This is a genomic window from Pseudomonas sp. NPDC079086 (assembly GCF_044542155.1).
Lineage (GTDB): Bacteria > Pseudomonadota > Gammaproteobacteria > Pseudomonadales > Pseudomonadaceae > Aquipseudomonas.
Genome location: NZ_JBITTY010000001.1, coordinates 851,231 through 867,299, shown reverse-complemented (window position 1 = coordinate 867,299; position 16,069 = coordinate 851,231). Strand labels below are relative to the sequence as shown.

Genomic DNA, 16,069 nt, shown 5'->3' with positions numbered 1-16,069 from the left:
GGGATTACCAGAATGGCAGACAACAAACCGATCAATTGGGCGTATCCGTTTAAAGCTAAGGCTGCTGATGGCGATAGCAGCCCAAGCAACGTAACCCCAGCGCTTTACTACGACGCCTTGGCCAACGCCAAGGATGGTTTCTATCCGCTCGGAGCCAACGGCTTATGGCATGGTGGTATTCACTTTGATGGAGGCACAGCAGCTAGCCTCGATCAGTCCGCCATTGGCTGCATCGCCGATGGTGAGGTCGTGGCTTACCGTATCGATGATCGTTATCCAACTTCGCAATACGGCGAAGGGCCAACGGCCATGCACCTGCCCTTCTCCAGCGGCTTTGTGCTGGTCAAACATAGCTTGGTATTACCCGAGCCTCCCGCTCCTGCCACCACAGAAGAGGACAGCGCCGCAGAAACGGCCGCTGCCCCAGCATCCGTGCCTCTGACCTTTTACAGCCTGTATATGCACCTGCTGGATTGGACGGGCTATAAGGCTGCATCAGCACCAACAGCGCCTGACTTTCTCGGTGACACCCTCTATAGCGTCAAAGCGGACAAGGCCACCGACAACCTAGCCGGCTTGCGAGTACGCTCGGCTGCCAAAACGGGCACCATCAAAGCACTGCTGGCCAAAGGCTGCAAAGTCAAAGTTGGCGATTCAGATCCCACCTCGGCAAAGTGGCGTAAGTTGCTGACTATTATCGAAGGTAGTGCAATTCCCGCGTTGTCCGGTGAAGATCTTGGTTGGGTTTATACAGGTGAAATGGATGAGGTGCCTGGCGAAACCGATACCTATCTGGTCGCAGATGCTGCACAAGATGTGGAGCCAACAGTGGCTACCACGATGGGTCTAAATGTCAGAAAAGCCGGCAATAGCTCAAGCAAAATAACCGGCTTATTGCCGCTGGGGACCAAGTTCAAAATTAAGTCGGGTAGCGGGACCTACCGTGAATTGGTTGAGATCGTTGAAGGCCAGGACATTGCTCCGCTCTCCGCCAACAGTGTGCAGCGCATTAAAGGTTTCGTTCACTTTGACTCTCTGGATGCCGTCAGGTCCGTGCCGACACTTGACCGAGTGCAGATACTAGCCAGACCTCTACCGATCAAAGCGGGCGATCTAGTGGGTCACTTGGGCCAATACCAAAACTACAGCGATAACAGACCGCGCTCACTGGTGCATATAGAAGTTTTTACTTGTGAAAACGTGCCGGCCTTTATCGCTAAAAGCCAAGCCGCTGCTGCACGCCTCCCTGCCGAACAGAAAACCCTGATCAAGGTTCATGCGGGCTCCAGCATCCTTCAGCCCAGTGCTGCTGACAGCCAAGTTGCGACAGGGCTTGATGTACGCCTCAGCAGCGACTCGCCCAAGGAAGGTTGCTGGGCCAAAGTGCAGCAATACGCCGAACTCAAAATCGACAAATCGTCCCTCGGCAGTTACGACGCGACTCATAAGCGCTACGCGCTAAATGTCGCACAGAAAAGCACCCTCGCGACACAGCTAGGTGTCGAAGCCAGCGAACTGCCCGATACCGCCGACTTTCTATTGGAGTACTACGACGCCGACGGCAGTAATCCACAAACCTATACCAGCGGCGGCATTCCCGCCGGCCAGCCTATGCGCAAGATCGGCGTACGCTTGAACACCGCATACTGGGTTGCGCGCAACAAACTCAACAGCCAAGGTGGCCGTAACTCAACCAGCGGTGCGCTGGACGCGTGGAAAGCCTTCCCACTACAAACAGGTACCGATGGGCAGGCTTGTGGTTATGACCGTATTCTGCCAGGCGCAAGCTGGGGCAACTTGGCCAACGAGCATAAGGCCATTGCCCCAGATAACATTCACTGGTGGTACGTCACTGTGGGCGATAAAGACGGCAAGGACATCTCAGGCTGGGTACCTGAAGTCGACCCCATAATTACCAAACACTCGCCTTGGGAGTGGCCAGGTTTTAGTACCCTGCAGGACAAGGCTCCACTGGACGCACACCTAGCAAGAACACTCGATGCCACCGGCCGCGCGACCGAAGAAGAAACTCAAAGCTACACAGCGCTTATCGACGAAGCAGAACGCGGCCCCATCCTCAGTGAGCTTTATAAGGTCATTGATTTACCAAACGCAGTAGGCGTACGCGATAACAAACTAACCCCTGCCGAATTGAAAACAGCACTCGGCAAACCCTGGCTGGCCCAACAACTTTCCCTGCTTATCAGCCAGTATGAAAGCGAGTGGATGTGGAATGCGGACAAATGGAATCAGCTGGATAAGCTGATGGAACACACTCCGGAAGACCCCAACCCGAATTGGGTGACAGAGAAGAAAAGAATCGAAACCTTAGGCTGGTGGAAGGAACTGGCTGACCAGCCAGGGATAGCGGCAGATAGGGTGGCTTGGCATTTTCATCCTATGGGAACAATCGGATGCTTTTATAAATCTGACACAAGTTTAATAACAATGGAGATGTTGCAAATAACTAAACCAAGTAGCGACTCTTCGTATTATGAAGAAATCCTACCATATCTCAACGAATACGCAGACGCCTACGAAGTTAATACGCCGATTAGAATTGCTCACTTTCTGGCTCAGGTTGGGCACGAAAGCGGATTCAGAGTTAGATCGGAAGATGGCAACTATAGCGCGACACGAATGCGCGAAATATTCGGATGTGTTGGTGGCAAAAAAAATTACAACAAGGCAACGGACGAATGCTCCCTTGGACGTCTGAGAGACAAACTATGGACAGACGAAACGACATACGCGAACAACCCCAGAAAACTTCTTAGCTTTGTATATTCATCAAGGATGGGTAACGGAGACGAAGCAAGTGAAGACGGGTATAAATTCCGCGGCAGAGGAATTATTCAACTTACCGGCAAGAATAATTACCGAAAATACACAGAAATACACAACAGCGCAAACCCAGGTGACGTTAAAGACTTTGTCGAAAACCCAGACCTGATCATAACCACCACTAAATATGGCGTCGAGTCGGGGTTCGTTTATTGGGCAATGGTTAATGCCAATACAATAGCCGACGCAGACAACTCTGAACGTCTTACCATCGCCATCAATGGCGGCATGAACGGATACGACGAACGCATTGAGTGCTTAGAAAAATTAAAAGCCCATCTGGGTCTATGAGAACTCCCATGAAACGTTTATTTAAAATAGCCATAACCATATTACTAACCTCAATTTCTACTGTTGCTTGCAGCCAAGAAGGATCAACGACACTTGACAGTGGCGTAAATAAACTACAGAAAGACAGCCTCTGCAATTCCAATGAGGAAATTATATTTGCATGCCTTACTGAGAAAAAGACTGCTTCTCTATGCTTGCGGCGGCATGAGGGAAACATCCATATAAAATACAAATACGGCACTAACCGAAAGATAGAGTTGTCCTATCCAGAAAACGAAGAAGGCTCTACCGAAAAATTTAAATTAAGCACAACCCCATACCCTGGCGGCGGGGAAAATAGAATTCGGTTCACTATAGGTAAACATGACTATTACCTGTATGACATAACAAAAACTGAAAGCGACGAAAGTGGTCAGTATCCTGAATTTAAATCCGGATTGTTCGTTTTGAAAAATAACGACAAAGTTTTCTCGCAACCATGTAGAAATGATGCAAGCATAACCGCTCCGGCCTTTGAGATACTTAAGGAAGAAGAGTTTAAACATGACCTCGGCATAAACTACTAATAGAACGCCTCAATGGAGGCCGTGAAATTAGTTCTGAACGGATGAGGTGTCGGCTATTGAGTGCAATCGGAGAGTGTCCATGACTCTCACGCGGAATAGCTATTACATTGCTATTCTGCTTGCCGTCTTGCTCCGCCATTCGCCCTTAATCCTTGAAAAAAAGGTGACAGATTTATTTTTTATAAATAAATCTGCCCCCTTTTCGGCAAACTAAGCACAATAGATGAAACTATCTGCATGAGAAAAATTTCACAGACCGCTGGAGCTTTAGTATTTATATCATCGTTCGGACTGCTCACATTAAGCCACTTTGCTAATTCCGCAAGTTTCTACTGCGATGACCGAATTGACAACAACATTGATAAGGCGATTTGTACCAATTACGGGCTTTCAGCGCTAGACGAACGCCTATACGACGTTTACAAAACAAGCGTCGAATATCCAGACGGGAGCTATGATGTCGATGCGCTAAGAAGCGAGCAGCGGCATTGGGTGCGCAGCAGTCGCAATAAGTGCCGCAAGACCAAATCAATTGCGGCATGCTTAACCCCTATTTACAAATCACGCATCAATGCGCTGTTAATTACAGGCCCCGTCCCCTTGGACCGCAAAATCCGGATAACCCGCGCGTCTGATCGATATGACTATCAACTAGAGTTCGTCGACATTAAAGAGTCCGATGAAGGCCCGGAGCATTTCGGACGCGTGGCGGTATATGAGAAAGACGGCACCGCACCCTTGCAACTTATCCCGATGAGCCAGTTGTACGTAGCGCTTGACGATGAAAATAAACCCTTGATAAACGCTGCCCAAATGTACGATGAACAGGGCACTATTAATGTCGGAGACTTCAATTTCGACGGTGACGAAGATGTGGCAATCCGCAATGGAAATAATGGTTCCTATGGCGGGCCCAGCTATGACGTTTTCCTTTACTCAAAAAAAGAGCAGCGCCTAATTAAGAACACGCCTCTCACCGAACTTATTGAATCCACTCTCGGCATGTTCGACTTTGACCCAAGCCGGAAACGTTTATCAACTTGGGCAAAGAGCGGGTGTTGCTGGCATCAACACACCGAGTACGAAGTTCAGAGCAACACACCCGTCGCCGTATATCGTATGACGGAAGTGCCAGAAGACCTTGGAAACGGCGACTACCTATTTGTTCAGACGCATGAAGTTCTTGAAAATGGCGTTTGGAGGACGACTAAAGTCGAGCGGATGGCTCCTGAATAAGGAGCAAAAAGTTGGCAGGTATATTAATAAAACAAATCTACCCCAATTACTCATACGGCAACCACCACCCCGCCGCTCTTAACTCCTCGCCTTCCACGGCAAACAGAACAATCAGGGACAAACCACGATTAATTTTTAGTAAATCGTGGTCTACCCCTTAATACCGCAAATACTATGTGAAGACATAATCCATGCTGTGAATTTTTCTTTCTGGCTCTGGACAAAGTTTAAAAGAGAAAATTTAAACTCTAAAATCGATTAATTTTATATCGAGTTAGATAGAGGAGACATGTCGGTAGAAGATAAATACAAAGAAATGGTTCGACGACTTACAAACCCCGCAAACGGTGGTAACAATCATCTATATGAAAAGCAAGCCTTATTTAAGGAAATAAAGGAGGCACTCAAGTGGGGCTCAGCTCCTGCAGCCGCCCTCAATAAAACCCTCGATCCATTTTCAATCCATATTATAACTTCCCCCTCTTTAACAATTAACCCACAACACACTTGGCGTCATCTGACGCCAAGCGCGAAGCCATCAGCCAGCCCTACCGCTTCGAGGTTGAGCTGATCAGCGAGCAGCCTGATCTCGACCTGCAAAGCCAGCTGCATCAGCCGGCCTTTCTCGCCCTTAGCCCGGACGGCCTGAGCATTCATGGACTGATTTATCAGGTCGCCCAAGGCGAATCCGGCAAGCGCCTGACCCGCTATACGCTGAGCATCGTGCAGCAGTTGAGTTATCTGGCGCTGCGCACCAACCAGCGGATTTTCCAGCATCTGACGGTGCCGCAGATTGTCGCGCAGGTACTGCAGGAGCACGACATTCAGGAAAAATTATCGAGCGGAAAATGACCTGAAAGAGCAGCAGTACGAAGCGCCGCAGTGAGCGCCTCTTTATGGTTCCTCCCTGCGGAGAACCGATAGGTAGAGGCCGCGCCAACCCTCAACGCATCAAGCCAAGGTGACAAACGGCCTCTAGGCCTTTACTGCCGACGCCCCTTATCCATCTTTACTGCGCAGCCGCGTCCAACGCCTGAGCCAATGCTGCTGCGTCACTAAAACTGCGTTGCCCCTGCAACTTGCCGTCTCGCAGGTCGAGCCACAGCACGCTGGTGGCGTCTACCGGGTAGCGCGGGGTGATACGGGCGTCGCGGTCGAGGAGGATGCGGTAGTTGTAGTCGCGCATTTTGGGAAGGGCGAACAGGGTGGCAATCACCTTGGGCATGCGGCTGATATCCGCGAGAAAGACCGTGTGGCGCTGTTCCAGGTAGCCCTTGGGCTTGCCTTGCAGCGCAGCGTCGACCAGTTTGGCGGCGTCCATGCTTTGGGCCACCAGCAGCACCTGCTGTTGGTTATCCAGGGTGTAGGCCTGGTCATGCTGGTCCAGCAGGGTCCAGGGCGCTAGACGCTCGCCAGTTTCCAGCGCCATGGCGCTAGCGGAGATCAGGCACAGCAGCAGAAGGCAGGCAGCTTTCATGGATGAAACTCCAGGCTTATAGGTCGTCATCGGTTACCACTCTGACCGCGTCCGCCTGCATGGCATACGCGGCGTCCGCCAATTCATTGTTGACCTGTTCGACCTTCAGCGTGCCGCTTACCCACAGCGGTGCGTAGATGTCTTCCAGTTCAATGCCTTTGGGGTAGCGCACCAACACCAGTTGATTCGGTGGCGGTGGCGGGACGTGTATACAGGCGCCAGGATACGGCACCAGAAAGAACAGCGTACTGCGACCTTGGCTGTCAGTCTCCAAGGGTACGGGGTAGCCGCCAAGGCGCAGCGCCTTGCCGTTCAGGGCGGCAACGGTGTTCGTCGAATACATCACCGCAGGCAGGTTCTTATCTTGCTGCTTAAGGCCGCCGGGGTTGTAGAAGTCGCTGTCCTGCTCAAGGCCCTGGTGGCTGATCTCGGGCATATCTTCCAGGGCCTGGCGGTCTTCCGGTGGCATCAGGTCCAGCCAATCGGTTTCCGGTAGTTCAGCGCAGGCCAGGGTGCTAATAAACAGCAGGGGTAACAGCAGATAACGCATCGGTAGGCTCACAGGGCAGCGGAGTGAAAGGACATCAGTCCTTTCTGACAGCGGCGTAGATTACCAGCAGCACCACTGCGCCAATCACCGCGCCGATAAATCCGGCGGACTCGCCCACCTTGTAGATGCCCAGTGCCTGGCCGCCGTAAGTGGCGGCAATCGAGCCACAAACACCGAGCAGGATGGTCATGATCCAGCCCATGCTGTCATTGCCAGGTTTGATAAAGCGCGCGATCAGGCCGACGATCAGGCCGATAAAGATAATGCCGATAATGCTCATAGCGAGCCTCCTGAGGGAACGGTGGAATTGCGACCGTTGATCTGACCATGGAAAGATCAAGCAGTTCGCTATTCCTCGGTCTCCGGCGGGGCGACGCCATAACGGTGGTAGATGCGCGCGACCTCACCACTGTCACGCATGTCGCGCAGCGTCTGTCCCAGCTGTTCGTAAACGGATTTTTTATCGCCCAGGTAGTGGCGTTTCGACGCGCCGTAATAGTTACCAACGGACTGCTCGTACTGGTACTCGGCATAGCTGTAGTCGCTGAAGTCAATCTTGTGGAACTGCGCTTCGATGGCTTCGGCGTCCAGCACCACCATTACATCCAGGCGCCCGGCGCGAAACATCCCGGCCAGCAGGTGGTCGTCGGTAGCCAGGCTTTTTCTCAGGCTGTTGTCGCCGTCGAACTGATCGAAGTAGGCGGTGCCACGTTTGACCCCGATTACCTTGCCGTGCAGGTCGGCATAGCTACGCAGACTGGCCTGTTGCCCGGCTTTGACGATAAAGCGGATGCTTTTGCGCTGAGTGCCGATGGACGGTAAAAAGTGCACGGATTCCATGCGCTCGGCGGTGAACAGCACACGCGGCGCGAGATCGATACGCCCGGACTTGAGGTCTTCCAGGCTGCGTACAAAAGGCGCGTAACGCCATTCGATACGCGCGCCGACACGTTGCGCAGCCGTGTCCAGCACTTCGATCAGCGGGCCGACGGGGAGTGAGTCGAGGGCTTGCATCTCCGGCGGGCGCTCACGGTAATCGGCGCGCAAGACCTGTTCTGCATGGCAAAACGGCAGGTAGAACAAAGACAGCAGCAGCAGGTACTTCATGACAAGGCTCTTGTGTATGGCCAGTACGCAAGAGCTTAGTCACAAAGCGAAGGTCAGGCCTTGGCGATCAGCGCCTCGACCACGGCAATCTGCTTATCCAGAGTAGCGCGATCGGCGCAGCGCAAGGTGGCGTGACCAACTTTGCGGCCGGCCTTGAAGGCCTTGCCGTAGTGGTGCAGACGGCAATCGTCGATGGCGATAATCTGCTCCACCGGCGGAACCACACCGATAAAGTTGAGCATCGCGCTCTCACCTATCTTGGCAGTCGAGCCCAACGGCAGGCCGGCGACGGCGCGCAGGTGGTTTTCAAACTGGCTGCACTCGGCGCCTTCGATGGTCCAGTGCCCGGAGTTGTGCACGCGCGGGGCAATTTCGTTGGCTTTCAGGCCGCCATCGACTTCAAAGAACTCGAACGCCAGCACGCCGACGTAGTCGAGCTTGGTCAGCACGCGGGCGACGTAATCTTCTGCCAGTGCCTGCAGCGGGTGATCGGTACTGGCGATGGACAGCGCCAGCACACCGCTGTCGTGACGGTTATGCGCCAGCGGGTAGAAACGCGTTTCACCATCACGGGCGCGCACCGCTACCAACGAGACTTCGCCGGTGAACGGTACAAAACCTTCAAGAATGCACGGCACGCTGCCCAGTTCGGCGAAGGCGCCGGTGACGTCCTCAGCCTTACGCAGAACCTTCTGGCCCTTGCCGTCGTAACCCAGGGTGCGGGTCTTCATCACCGCCGGCAAGCCGATGCTGGCTACTGCGGCGTCGAGGTCGGCTTGCGACTGGATATCGGCGAAGTCCGGGGTCGGAATGCCGAGGTCCTTGAACATCGACTTCTCAAACCAGCGGTCACGGGCGATGCGCAGGGCTTCGGCACTCGGATAAACCGGCACGAACTGCGAGAGGAAGGCCACGGTTTCCGCCGGGACGCTTTCAAACTCAAATGTCACCAGGTCGACTTCATCAGCCAGCTGGCGCAGGTGATCCTGATCGCCGTAATCGGCGCGGATATGCTCGCCTAGCGCCTGTGCGCAAGCATCCGGCGCGGGGTCGAGGAAGGCGAAGTTCATCCCCAGCGGCGTGCCTGCCAGAGCCAACATGCGACCCAGCTGGCCGCCACCGATTACGCCGATTTTCATGGGTTAGGCCTCACGCGGATCCGGATTGTCCAGTACGGTTTCAGTCTGTTCCTGGCGGAACTGCTTAAGCGCAGCATGGAACTGCGGGTGCTGGTGACCGAGGATGCTCGCAGCGAGCAACGCAGCGTTCACCGCACCGGCTTTGCCGATAGCCAGAGTGGCCACCGGAATACCGGCTGGCATCTGCACGATCGACAGCAGCGAATCGACACCCGAGAGCACGGCCGATTGCACCGGCACGCCAAGCACCGGCAGGTGAGTCTTGGCCGCACACATGCCCGGCAGATGCGCTGCGCCGCCGGCACCGGCGATGATCACCTGAATGCCACGCTCGTCAGCCTGTTCGGCGTACTGAAACAGCAGGTCCGGGGTGCGGTGGGCGGAAACCACCTTCACTTCGTACGGAATGCCTAGCTTGTCCAGCATCTCGGCGGTGTGGCTAAGGGTGGACCAATCGGACTTGGAGCCCATGATCACGCCAACCAGTGCGCTCATCGTCGTGCCTCTTCTTCATCAAGTGCCCGTAGGCGCTGCAGAAACTAACAAGCCACGCTGGAAACCAGGCGTGGCTTGTTAGGGAATGAATTATGGCGGTGCGGACCGCCAAAGGCCGCGCAGTATACCGTAAAGCCTGGGCTGGCGTGCACCCTGGCGCACCGTTTGTCGCGGGCCGCACGCCGCGCTGTCAGGCGGCAGGTCAACGCAGCGCCAGACGAACGCCACGAGCAGACCTGGCGCACAATTCACGACCAGTGGCCTGGCTATACTGGGCGTCCTTTTAACAATCAAGGACGCCACCATGACAAGGCTGTCACTGCTACTCGCTACCTCGCTGTTCACACTCAACGCCAGCGCCCTCGAACTGGCCAAATACCCGCAAGTGTTCGATGCGGGCAAAGGCATTAGCGTTACTGTGGCGCCAAGCAGCGATAACACGCAGGCATTGGTCCAGGTCAGCGGCATCAACCACCCACTGGATGAAGTGGTACTGCTCACCACGATCAAAGACCGTGGCAATGATGATCGCGATTACACCACCACCCTCAATGGCAGCGCCTACAACATGCTGGTCAAGCGCCAAGGCTGGGGCGGCGAGCGCTTCCAGCTGTACCTGCCCAATACCGACGGCTTTGAGCTGGGTTTCGACGAAACCAAGAGCAAGGAGGCCAAACCAGCCACCCTGCTGGCCTTGTACGAGCAGCAGAAGAAAAAGGGCCTCCAAGACAAGCTGAGCCGCTTCGACCGTGAGCAGCGCGTGGCCGACTTCACCCAGCAGCTGCAACAGATTGATCAAGACGCCTCGAAGGCCTGCGGCAACTCAATGACCACCCAGGTTGAATGGAGCGCTATCGACGACGACAAGCTCAAGCGTCTCGGCGTACCAAGCTTCTGTGGTGAAGTGGTCCGCCAGATGGCCAGCCTGTGCGAGAGCAGCCCAGACTTCAAAACCCAGGCCGAACAGCTGAAAACCGTGCAGTGCAGCTTTGACGCGCAACTCAAACTGCGCGAAAGCGATGCAGGCCTGGTGTTCACCACTCACGAAGAGGCACCAAACCAGGGCGACTTTATCAACGCATTCCTGCGTAATCGCTAACTCTGGCTAGACCGCAGCGGTCCGGACAGTCCCGGACTGCTGCGGTGCCGCGGCATAGTTCTTGCGTCATTCAGGCATTCTGAACTGTTGCGGTTGCCCCGATGTTGCACGCCCACCTGACCACCCTGCATGTGGTTTCGCTAATCCTCGAAATATTTGCCACGCAACCCGAACTGACCGAGCAGCTATTGGCCGGTAGCGGCATTGCCGCAGCTGACCTGGACTGCGCTGACACCCGCATCACCCGCACCCAGGAATTGCAGGTCTGCGCCAACGCGCTGCAGCTGCGCAGTGATCTGGGCCTGGAACTGGGCAGGCGCATGCATGTGTCGGCCTATGGCATGGTCGGTTACGCCGCGCTCTCCAGTGCCACCTTTGGTGACGCCTGGCGGTTGATGCTGCAGTACCCGGCGCTGCTCGGCACCTACTTCAAACTGGATATGCACCTCGAAGGCGAGCTGGCCTGGGTCAGCGCCAGCGACTATCAGCACAGTCCGGAGCTGGAAGTCTTCAACCTGGAAATGTGCCTGGCCTCACTCAAGCTGATCAGCGATGACCTACTTGGCCAGCCCCTGCCGCTCAGCGCCGCACAGTTTCGCTATGACGAACCGGACTACAGCGCGCGCTATCCGCACAGCTTCGCCTGTCCCTTACAGTTCAATGCCGCGCGTAACGCCTTCGCCTTCCCTGCCAGCTGGCTGCAACAACCCTTACCACTGGCCGATGCGGTGACCCATCGCGAGATGCTCGAGCGCTGTCGCAAGCAGAATAGCGAGTTCAACACCCGTCAGGCCTGGCTCGGGCGCATCCGCCAACTGTTGACCGAACAGCTAACGGCGCCCCCTGGCCTGGATCAGCTGGCGCAGCAGATGCATTGCTCACCGCGCACTCTGCGCCGGCACTTGCAGGAGCTGGGCACGCACTACCAGGAATTGCTCGACGAGCTGCGTTTCGAGCGGGCCAAAACCCTGCTCGGCCAGGAAGAGTGGCCCATCTGCCGAATTGCCGAATACCTCGGTTTCAGCGAAACAGCCAGCTTCCGCCATGCCTTCCAGCGCTGGAGCGGTGTGGCGCCCAGCCGCTTTCGCGCTTGAGGATGGCTAACGGCCGTTAAATTGATGGCCTGCCATCCCTGGTAACCATTCCACGAGCCATCCCTGCGCGAGGTTAAACATCGCCCCCCGGCGATTCTTTTGGCCACTTCGATCCCCTTTTGGCCGTTGTCAGCGTTCTCCATCCGGCGATGCAGGCGAACAATGCAGGCACAACAACAAGCCTGGAGCCGCGCCACATGCTCACCTTTTACAGCGACGACCATCACCTGCACCACGGCAGCTGCGAGCTGATCGACGGCCAACTGATGCCCTGTTTCGAGAAGCCGCAACGCGCCGACCACATCCTGCAACGCGTCAAGGACCGTCGGCTCGGCGAGGTGCGTCCGCCCCAGGATTTCGGCCTGGCGCCGATTGAGCGCATCCACAGCGCCGCTTATCTGGACTTCTTCAAAGGCGCCTGGGCGCGCTGGCAAACGCAGAACGGCAGCGGCGACCTGCTGCCCTTCACTTGGCCGGCACGTACCCTGCGTCAGGTCATCCCGCGCGACCTGCATGGCCAACTCGGCTATTACAGCTTCGATGGTGGTGCACCGATTACTGCGGGCACCTGGCAGGCGGCTTATAGCGCCGCGCAAGTGGCGCTTAGCGCTCAGCAAGAAATCTCAAACGGCGCGCACAGTGCCTTTGCCCTGTGCCGTCCGCCAGGTCACCACGCCGCCGGCGAGCTGATGGGTGGCTACTGCTACCTGAATAATGCTGCCATCGCCGCTCAGGCCTTTCTCGACCAAGGCAAGCAGCGCGTGGCCATCCTCGATGTCGACTACCACCACGGCAACGGCACCCAGGACATCTTCTACACCCGCAACGACGTGCTATTCGCCTCGATCCACGGCGATCCGGCCGATGAGTTCCCGTTCTTCCTCGGCTATGCCGATGAACGCGGCGAAGGGGCTGGCGAAGGCTGCAACTTCAACTACCCGCTGGCCATGGGCAGCCCGTGGGAAGTGTGGAGCGCGGCATTGGATGACGCCTGCCAACGGATTGCCGACTACAACGCCGACGTGATTGTGGTGTCGCTGGGCGTGGACACCTTCAAGGACGACCCGATTTCCCAGTTCAAACTCGACAGTCCGGACTACCTGGCCATGGGCAAGCGCATCGCCGCCCTTGGCAAGCCGACCCTGTTTGTTATGGAAGGCGGCTATGCCGTCGAAGCCATCGGCGTGAACGCAGTGAATGTTCTGGAAGGCTTCGAGGGCGCTTAAGCCCTCCTTAAATGACCCAAGGGTGACCACCATGAAAACAATCAAAACCCTGCTCACCAGCGCAATCTGTGGTGCAACTATATTGGCCAGCGCCGCGCAGGCCGAAACGGCAACACCGCAGCGCGAGTTGCGTGTGTACAACTGGGCTGACTACATGCTGCCCTCGGTGCCCAAAGACTTTGCCGCCAACAGCGGCATCAAGCTGACCTGGGACATCTTCGACACCAACGAAGGTCTGGAAGCCAAGCTGCTAACCGGCAACTCGGGTTACGACCTGGTGGTGCCCACTAACACCTTCCTCGAGAACGAAATCAAAGCCGGCGTGTTCCAGAAACTGGACAAGAGCAAGTTGCCTAATTGGCAACATCTCGACCCTGGCCTACTCGAGTTGATAACCGCCAACGACCCCGGCAACCAATACGCCGTGCCTTACATGTACGGCACGGTGCTGATCGGCTTCAACCCGGACAAAGTCAAAGAAGCGCTCGGTACCGATGCGCCAGTGGACAGCTGGGACCTGATCTTCAAGGAAGAGAACATCAGCAAACTCAAGCAGTGTGGCGTGGCCATGCTCGATTCGCCTGGTGAAATTCTGCCGATTGCCCTGCATTACCTGGGTCTCGACCCCAACAGCACCAAGCCTGAGGACTACGAGAAAGCCAGTGCGCTGATGCTGAAAATCCGCCCCTACGTCTCCTACTTCAACTCCGCCAAGTACATGACCGATATCGCCAACGGTGACATCTGCGTGGCCATCGGTTACTCGGGTAGCTTCTACCAGTTCGCCAACCGCGCCAAAGAAGCGGGCAACGGCGTGGTGGTCGACTGGCGCTTGCCGAAAGAAGGCGCACCGCTGTGGTACGACTCCTTCGCCATTCCAAAAAGCGCGCAGAACGTTGCTGAAGCCCATGAGTTCCTCAACAACCTGCTCGACCCCAAGGTCATTGCGCCGATCAGCGACTTCCTCGGCTACCCCAACCCGAACAAAGACGGCATGCCGCTGGTGGCTGCGGAAATCCGCGACAACCCCGGCCTGACGCCAACCACCGAAGCGCAGAAAACCCTCTACGTGCTGCAACCGCTGCCGCAAAAGGTTGAGCGCGTACGCACCCGCGTATGGAACACCATCAAGTCCGGTACGTGATAGCACTGACACTTGGCTAACAGCTGAAATACCCTCAAGCCTCGCTAGCGAAGCACCACTCACCACGGTGAAACGCTAGTGGGGCTTATACACACTATAAGAATCTGAGGATTAAGCATGCAATTGACTGCTCGCTCTACGCTGCTCGCAACCGCCATTCTGGCTGCTAGCAGTACCTGCGTATTGGCCGTGCCACTCGAAGGTGGCGCGGTCGCCGCACCAGACGAATATGGCGCCAAAGTCGCCGCCCAAGTGCTCAAGTCGGGCGGTAATGCGGTGGATGCTGCGGTGGCAACGGCGTTTACCCTGGCAGTCACCTACCCCGAAGCCGGCAACATCGGTGGCGGCGGTTTTATGACCCTGTTTATGGGCGGCAAGCCCTACTTTATTGATTACCGCGAAGTGGCCCCCAAAGCCGCTAGCAAAACCATGTACCTGGACGACAAGGGCGAGGTGATCGAAAACAGCACCATGGTTGGCGCTAAAGCCGCCGGCGTACCCGGCACAGTGATGGGCTTATGGGAAGCGCACCAACGCTTTGGCAAACTACCGTGGAGCGAACTGCTGACCCCAGCTATTGGTTATGCCCGCAATGGTTTCACCGTGGCCGAACAGCAATACCAATACCGCGAAGACGCGCTGGCGCTGTTCAACAACCAGACCAACTTTGCTGATTACTTCGGCAGCATGCAGCAGGGAAAAATCTTCAAACAACCTGAAATGGCGCAAACCCTAGAGCGCATAGCCGCCAACGGTGCCAAAGAGTTTTATCAGGGTAAAACCGCCGAATTGTTAGTGGCACAAATGCAGCACGATGGCGGCCTGATCAGTGCCGACGACTTGCATAGCTATCGCGCAGAATGGCGCGAGCCCATGCGTGTCGACTGGCAAGGCAACACCCTCTACACCGCACCGCTACCAAGCTCGGGGGGTATCGCCCTAGCCCAGTTGATCGGCATCAAAGAACAGCGTGAGGCCGATTTCAAAGGGGTTGAACTCAACTCCGCCCGCTACATTCATCTGCTGGCAGAAATCGAAAAACGCGTATTCGCTGACCGTGCTGACTACCTGGGCGACCCCGAGTTTTCAGATGTACCGGTCAAACAACTGGTCGACCCTGCCTACATTGCCAAACGCGCGACTGAAGTTAACCCAGCAGCCATCTCGGCGACTGAGAAAGTCCGCCCCGGCCTGGAAACCCACCAGACCACGCATTTCTCGATCATCGATGCCGATGGCAATGCGGTAAGCAACACCTACACCCTTAACTGGGATTACGGCAGCGGTGTGGTGGTCAAGGGCGCAGGCTTCCTGCTCAATGACGAAATGGACGACTTCAGCGCCAAACCCGGCATCGCCAATGCCTTTGGTGTAGTCGGCAGCGACGCCAATGCCATTGAGCCGGGTAAGCGCATGCTCTCATCGATGAGCCCAAGCATCGTCACCCGCGACGGCAAGGTCAGTCTGATTCTGGGTACACCCGGTGGTTCGCGTATTTTCACCTCGATCTTTCAGGTGCTGAACAACGTGTATGACTTTGGCTTACCGCTGCAAAAAGCCATCGACGCACAACGTGTGCATCACCAGCTCCTGCCGAAAGACACCATTTATTACGATGCCTACGCGCCACTCACTGGCAAGGTTGCCGATGAGCTGACAAGCATGGGCTACACCCTTGAAGACCAAGGCTGGAACATGGGCGATATTCAAGCGATCAAGGTTACCGGCAGCAGCCTGGAAACCGCCTCTGACCCACGCGGCCGCGGCACTGGCCAGGTGGTCCCCCGCTAAACCCGCCAGC

The 16,069-nt window shown here is 55.9% G+C and carries 14 protein-coding genes and 1 pseudogene; 9 read left to right on the top strand and 6 right to left on the bottom strand.

Going from position 1 to position 16,069, the window contains the following annotated elements:
• The first annotated feature begins 12 nt into the window (after positions 1–12).
• The 4 genes and pseudogenes from ACIGEK_RS04175 to ACIGEK_RS04160 form a co-directional block, all read left to right on the top strand.
• The gene (locus ACIGEK_RS04175; protein ID WP_397492088.1) at positions 13–3,135 is read left to right on the top strand and encodes a glycoside hydrolase family 19 protein; all 3,123 of its coding nucleotides are present in this window, start codon (positions 13–15) and stop codon (positions 3,133–3,135) included.
• Positions 3,136–3,143: 8 nt separating this feature from the next.
• On the top strand, positions 3,144–3,701 hold the full coding sequence (locus ACIGEK_RS04170; RefSeq protein ID WP_397492087.1) for a hypothetical protein: 558 nt from the start codon (positions 3,144–3,146) through the stop codon (positions 3,699–3,701).
• A 237-nt stretch (positions 3,702–3,938) separates the two neighbouring features.
• Positions 3,939–4,937, top strand: coding sequence for a lysozyme inhibitor LprI family protein (locus ACIGEK_RS04165; protein ID WP_397492086.1), 999 nt, complete (start codon positions 3,939–3,941; stop codon positions 4,935–4,937).
• A gap of 528 nt (positions 4,938–5,465) precedes the next feature.
• Positions 5,466–5,765, top strand: a pseudogene (locus ACIGEK_RS04160) (contractile injection system protein, VgrG/Pvc8 family); the annotation flags it as partial.
• Between the two features lie 181 nt (positions 5,766–5,946).
• Here the strand turns inward: ACIGEK_RS04160 and ACIGEK_RS04155 are convergent.
• The 6 genes from ACIGEK_RS04155 to purE form a co-directional block, all read right to left on the bottom strand.
• Positions 5,947–6,414, bottom strand: a complete 468-nt coding sequence (locus ACIGEK_RS04155) for an FAD/FMN-containing dehydrogenase (protein WP_397492085.1) — start codon at positions 6,412–6,414, stop codon at positions 5,947–5,949.
• A gap of 16 nt (positions 6,415–6,430) precedes the next feature.
• On the bottom strand, positions 6,431–6,964 hold the full coding sequence (locus ACIGEK_RS04150) for a DUF3299 domain-containing protein (protein ID WP_397492084.1): 534 nt from the start codon (positions 6,962–6,964) through the stop codon (positions 6,431–6,433).
• Between the two features lie 34 nt (positions 6,965–6,998).
• Positions 6,999–7,244, bottom strand: a complete 246-nt coding sequence (locus ACIGEK_RS04145) for a GlsB/YeaQ/YmgE family stress response membrane protein (RefSeq protein ID WP_394235670.1) — start codon at positions 7,242–7,244, stop codon at positions 6,999–7,001.
• A gap of 68 nt (positions 7,245–7,312) precedes the next feature.
• Entirely contained in the window at positions 7,313–8,071 is a 759-nt protein-coding gene (locus tag ACIGEK_RS04140; protein ID WP_397492083.1) for a substrate-binding periplasmic protein, read from the bottom strand.
• Positions 8,072–8,124: 53 nt separating this feature from the next.
• Positions 8,125–9,210 carry a 5-(carboxyamino)imidazole ribonucleotide synthase gene (locus tag ACIGEK_RS04135; RefSeq protein WP_397492082.1) on the bottom strand — a complete coding sequence of 362 codons (1,086 nt, stop codon included), beginning with the start codon at positions 9,208–9,210 and terminating at the stop codon, positions 8,125–8,127.
• Positions 9,211–9,213: 3 nt separating this feature from the next.
• Positions 9,214–9,705 (bottom strand): 5-(carboxyamino)imidazole ribonucleotide mutase, encoded by a 492-nt coding sequence (gene purE, locus ACIGEK_RS04130; protein WP_397492081.1) that lies wholly within the window; start codon positions 9,703–9,705, stop codon positions 9,214–9,216.
• Between the two features lie 304 nt (positions 9,706–10,009).
• Between purE and ACIGEK_RS04125 the strand changes: the two genes are divergently transcribed.
• The 5 genes from ACIGEK_RS04125 (at position 10,010) to ggt (ending at position 16,059) form a co-directional block, all read left to right on the top strand.
• Complete coding sequence (locus tag ACIGEK_RS04125; RefSeq protein ID WP_397492080.1) at positions 10,010–10,804, top strand: hypothetical protein; 795 nt, start codon at positions 10,010–10,012, stop codon at positions 10,802–10,804.
• Between the two features lie 101 nt (positions 10,805–10,905).
• Positions 10,906–11,898 (top strand): AraC family transcriptional regulator, encoded by a 993-nt coding sequence (locus ACIGEK_RS04120; RefSeq protein ID WP_397492079.1) that lies wholly within the window; start codon positions 10,906–10,908, stop codon positions 11,896–11,898.
• Between the two features lie 197 nt (positions 11,899–12,095).
• The gene (locus ACIGEK_RS04115; protein ID WP_397492078.1) at positions 12,096–13,124 is read left to right on the top strand and encodes a histone deacetylase family protein; all 1,029 of its coding nucleotides are present in this window, start codon (positions 12,096–12,098) and stop codon (positions 13,122–13,124) included.
• 31 nt (positions 13,125–13,155) lie between these two features.
• Positions 13,156–14,268: a polyamine ABC transporter substrate-binding protein gene (locus ACIGEK_RS04110; protein WP_397492077.1), complete on the top strand. Its 1,113-nt coding sequence runs from the start codon at positions 13,156–13,158 to the stop codon at positions 14,266–14,268.
• A 117-nt stretch (positions 14,269–14,385) separates the two neighbouring features.
• A complete protein-coding gene (ggt, locus tag ACIGEK_RS04105) occupies positions 14,386–16,059 on the top strand; it encodes a gamma-glutamyltransferase (RefSeq protein WP_397492076.1) in 1,674 nt (557 codons plus the stop codon).
• The last annotated feature ends 10 nt before the right edge of the window (positions 16,060–16,069 follow it).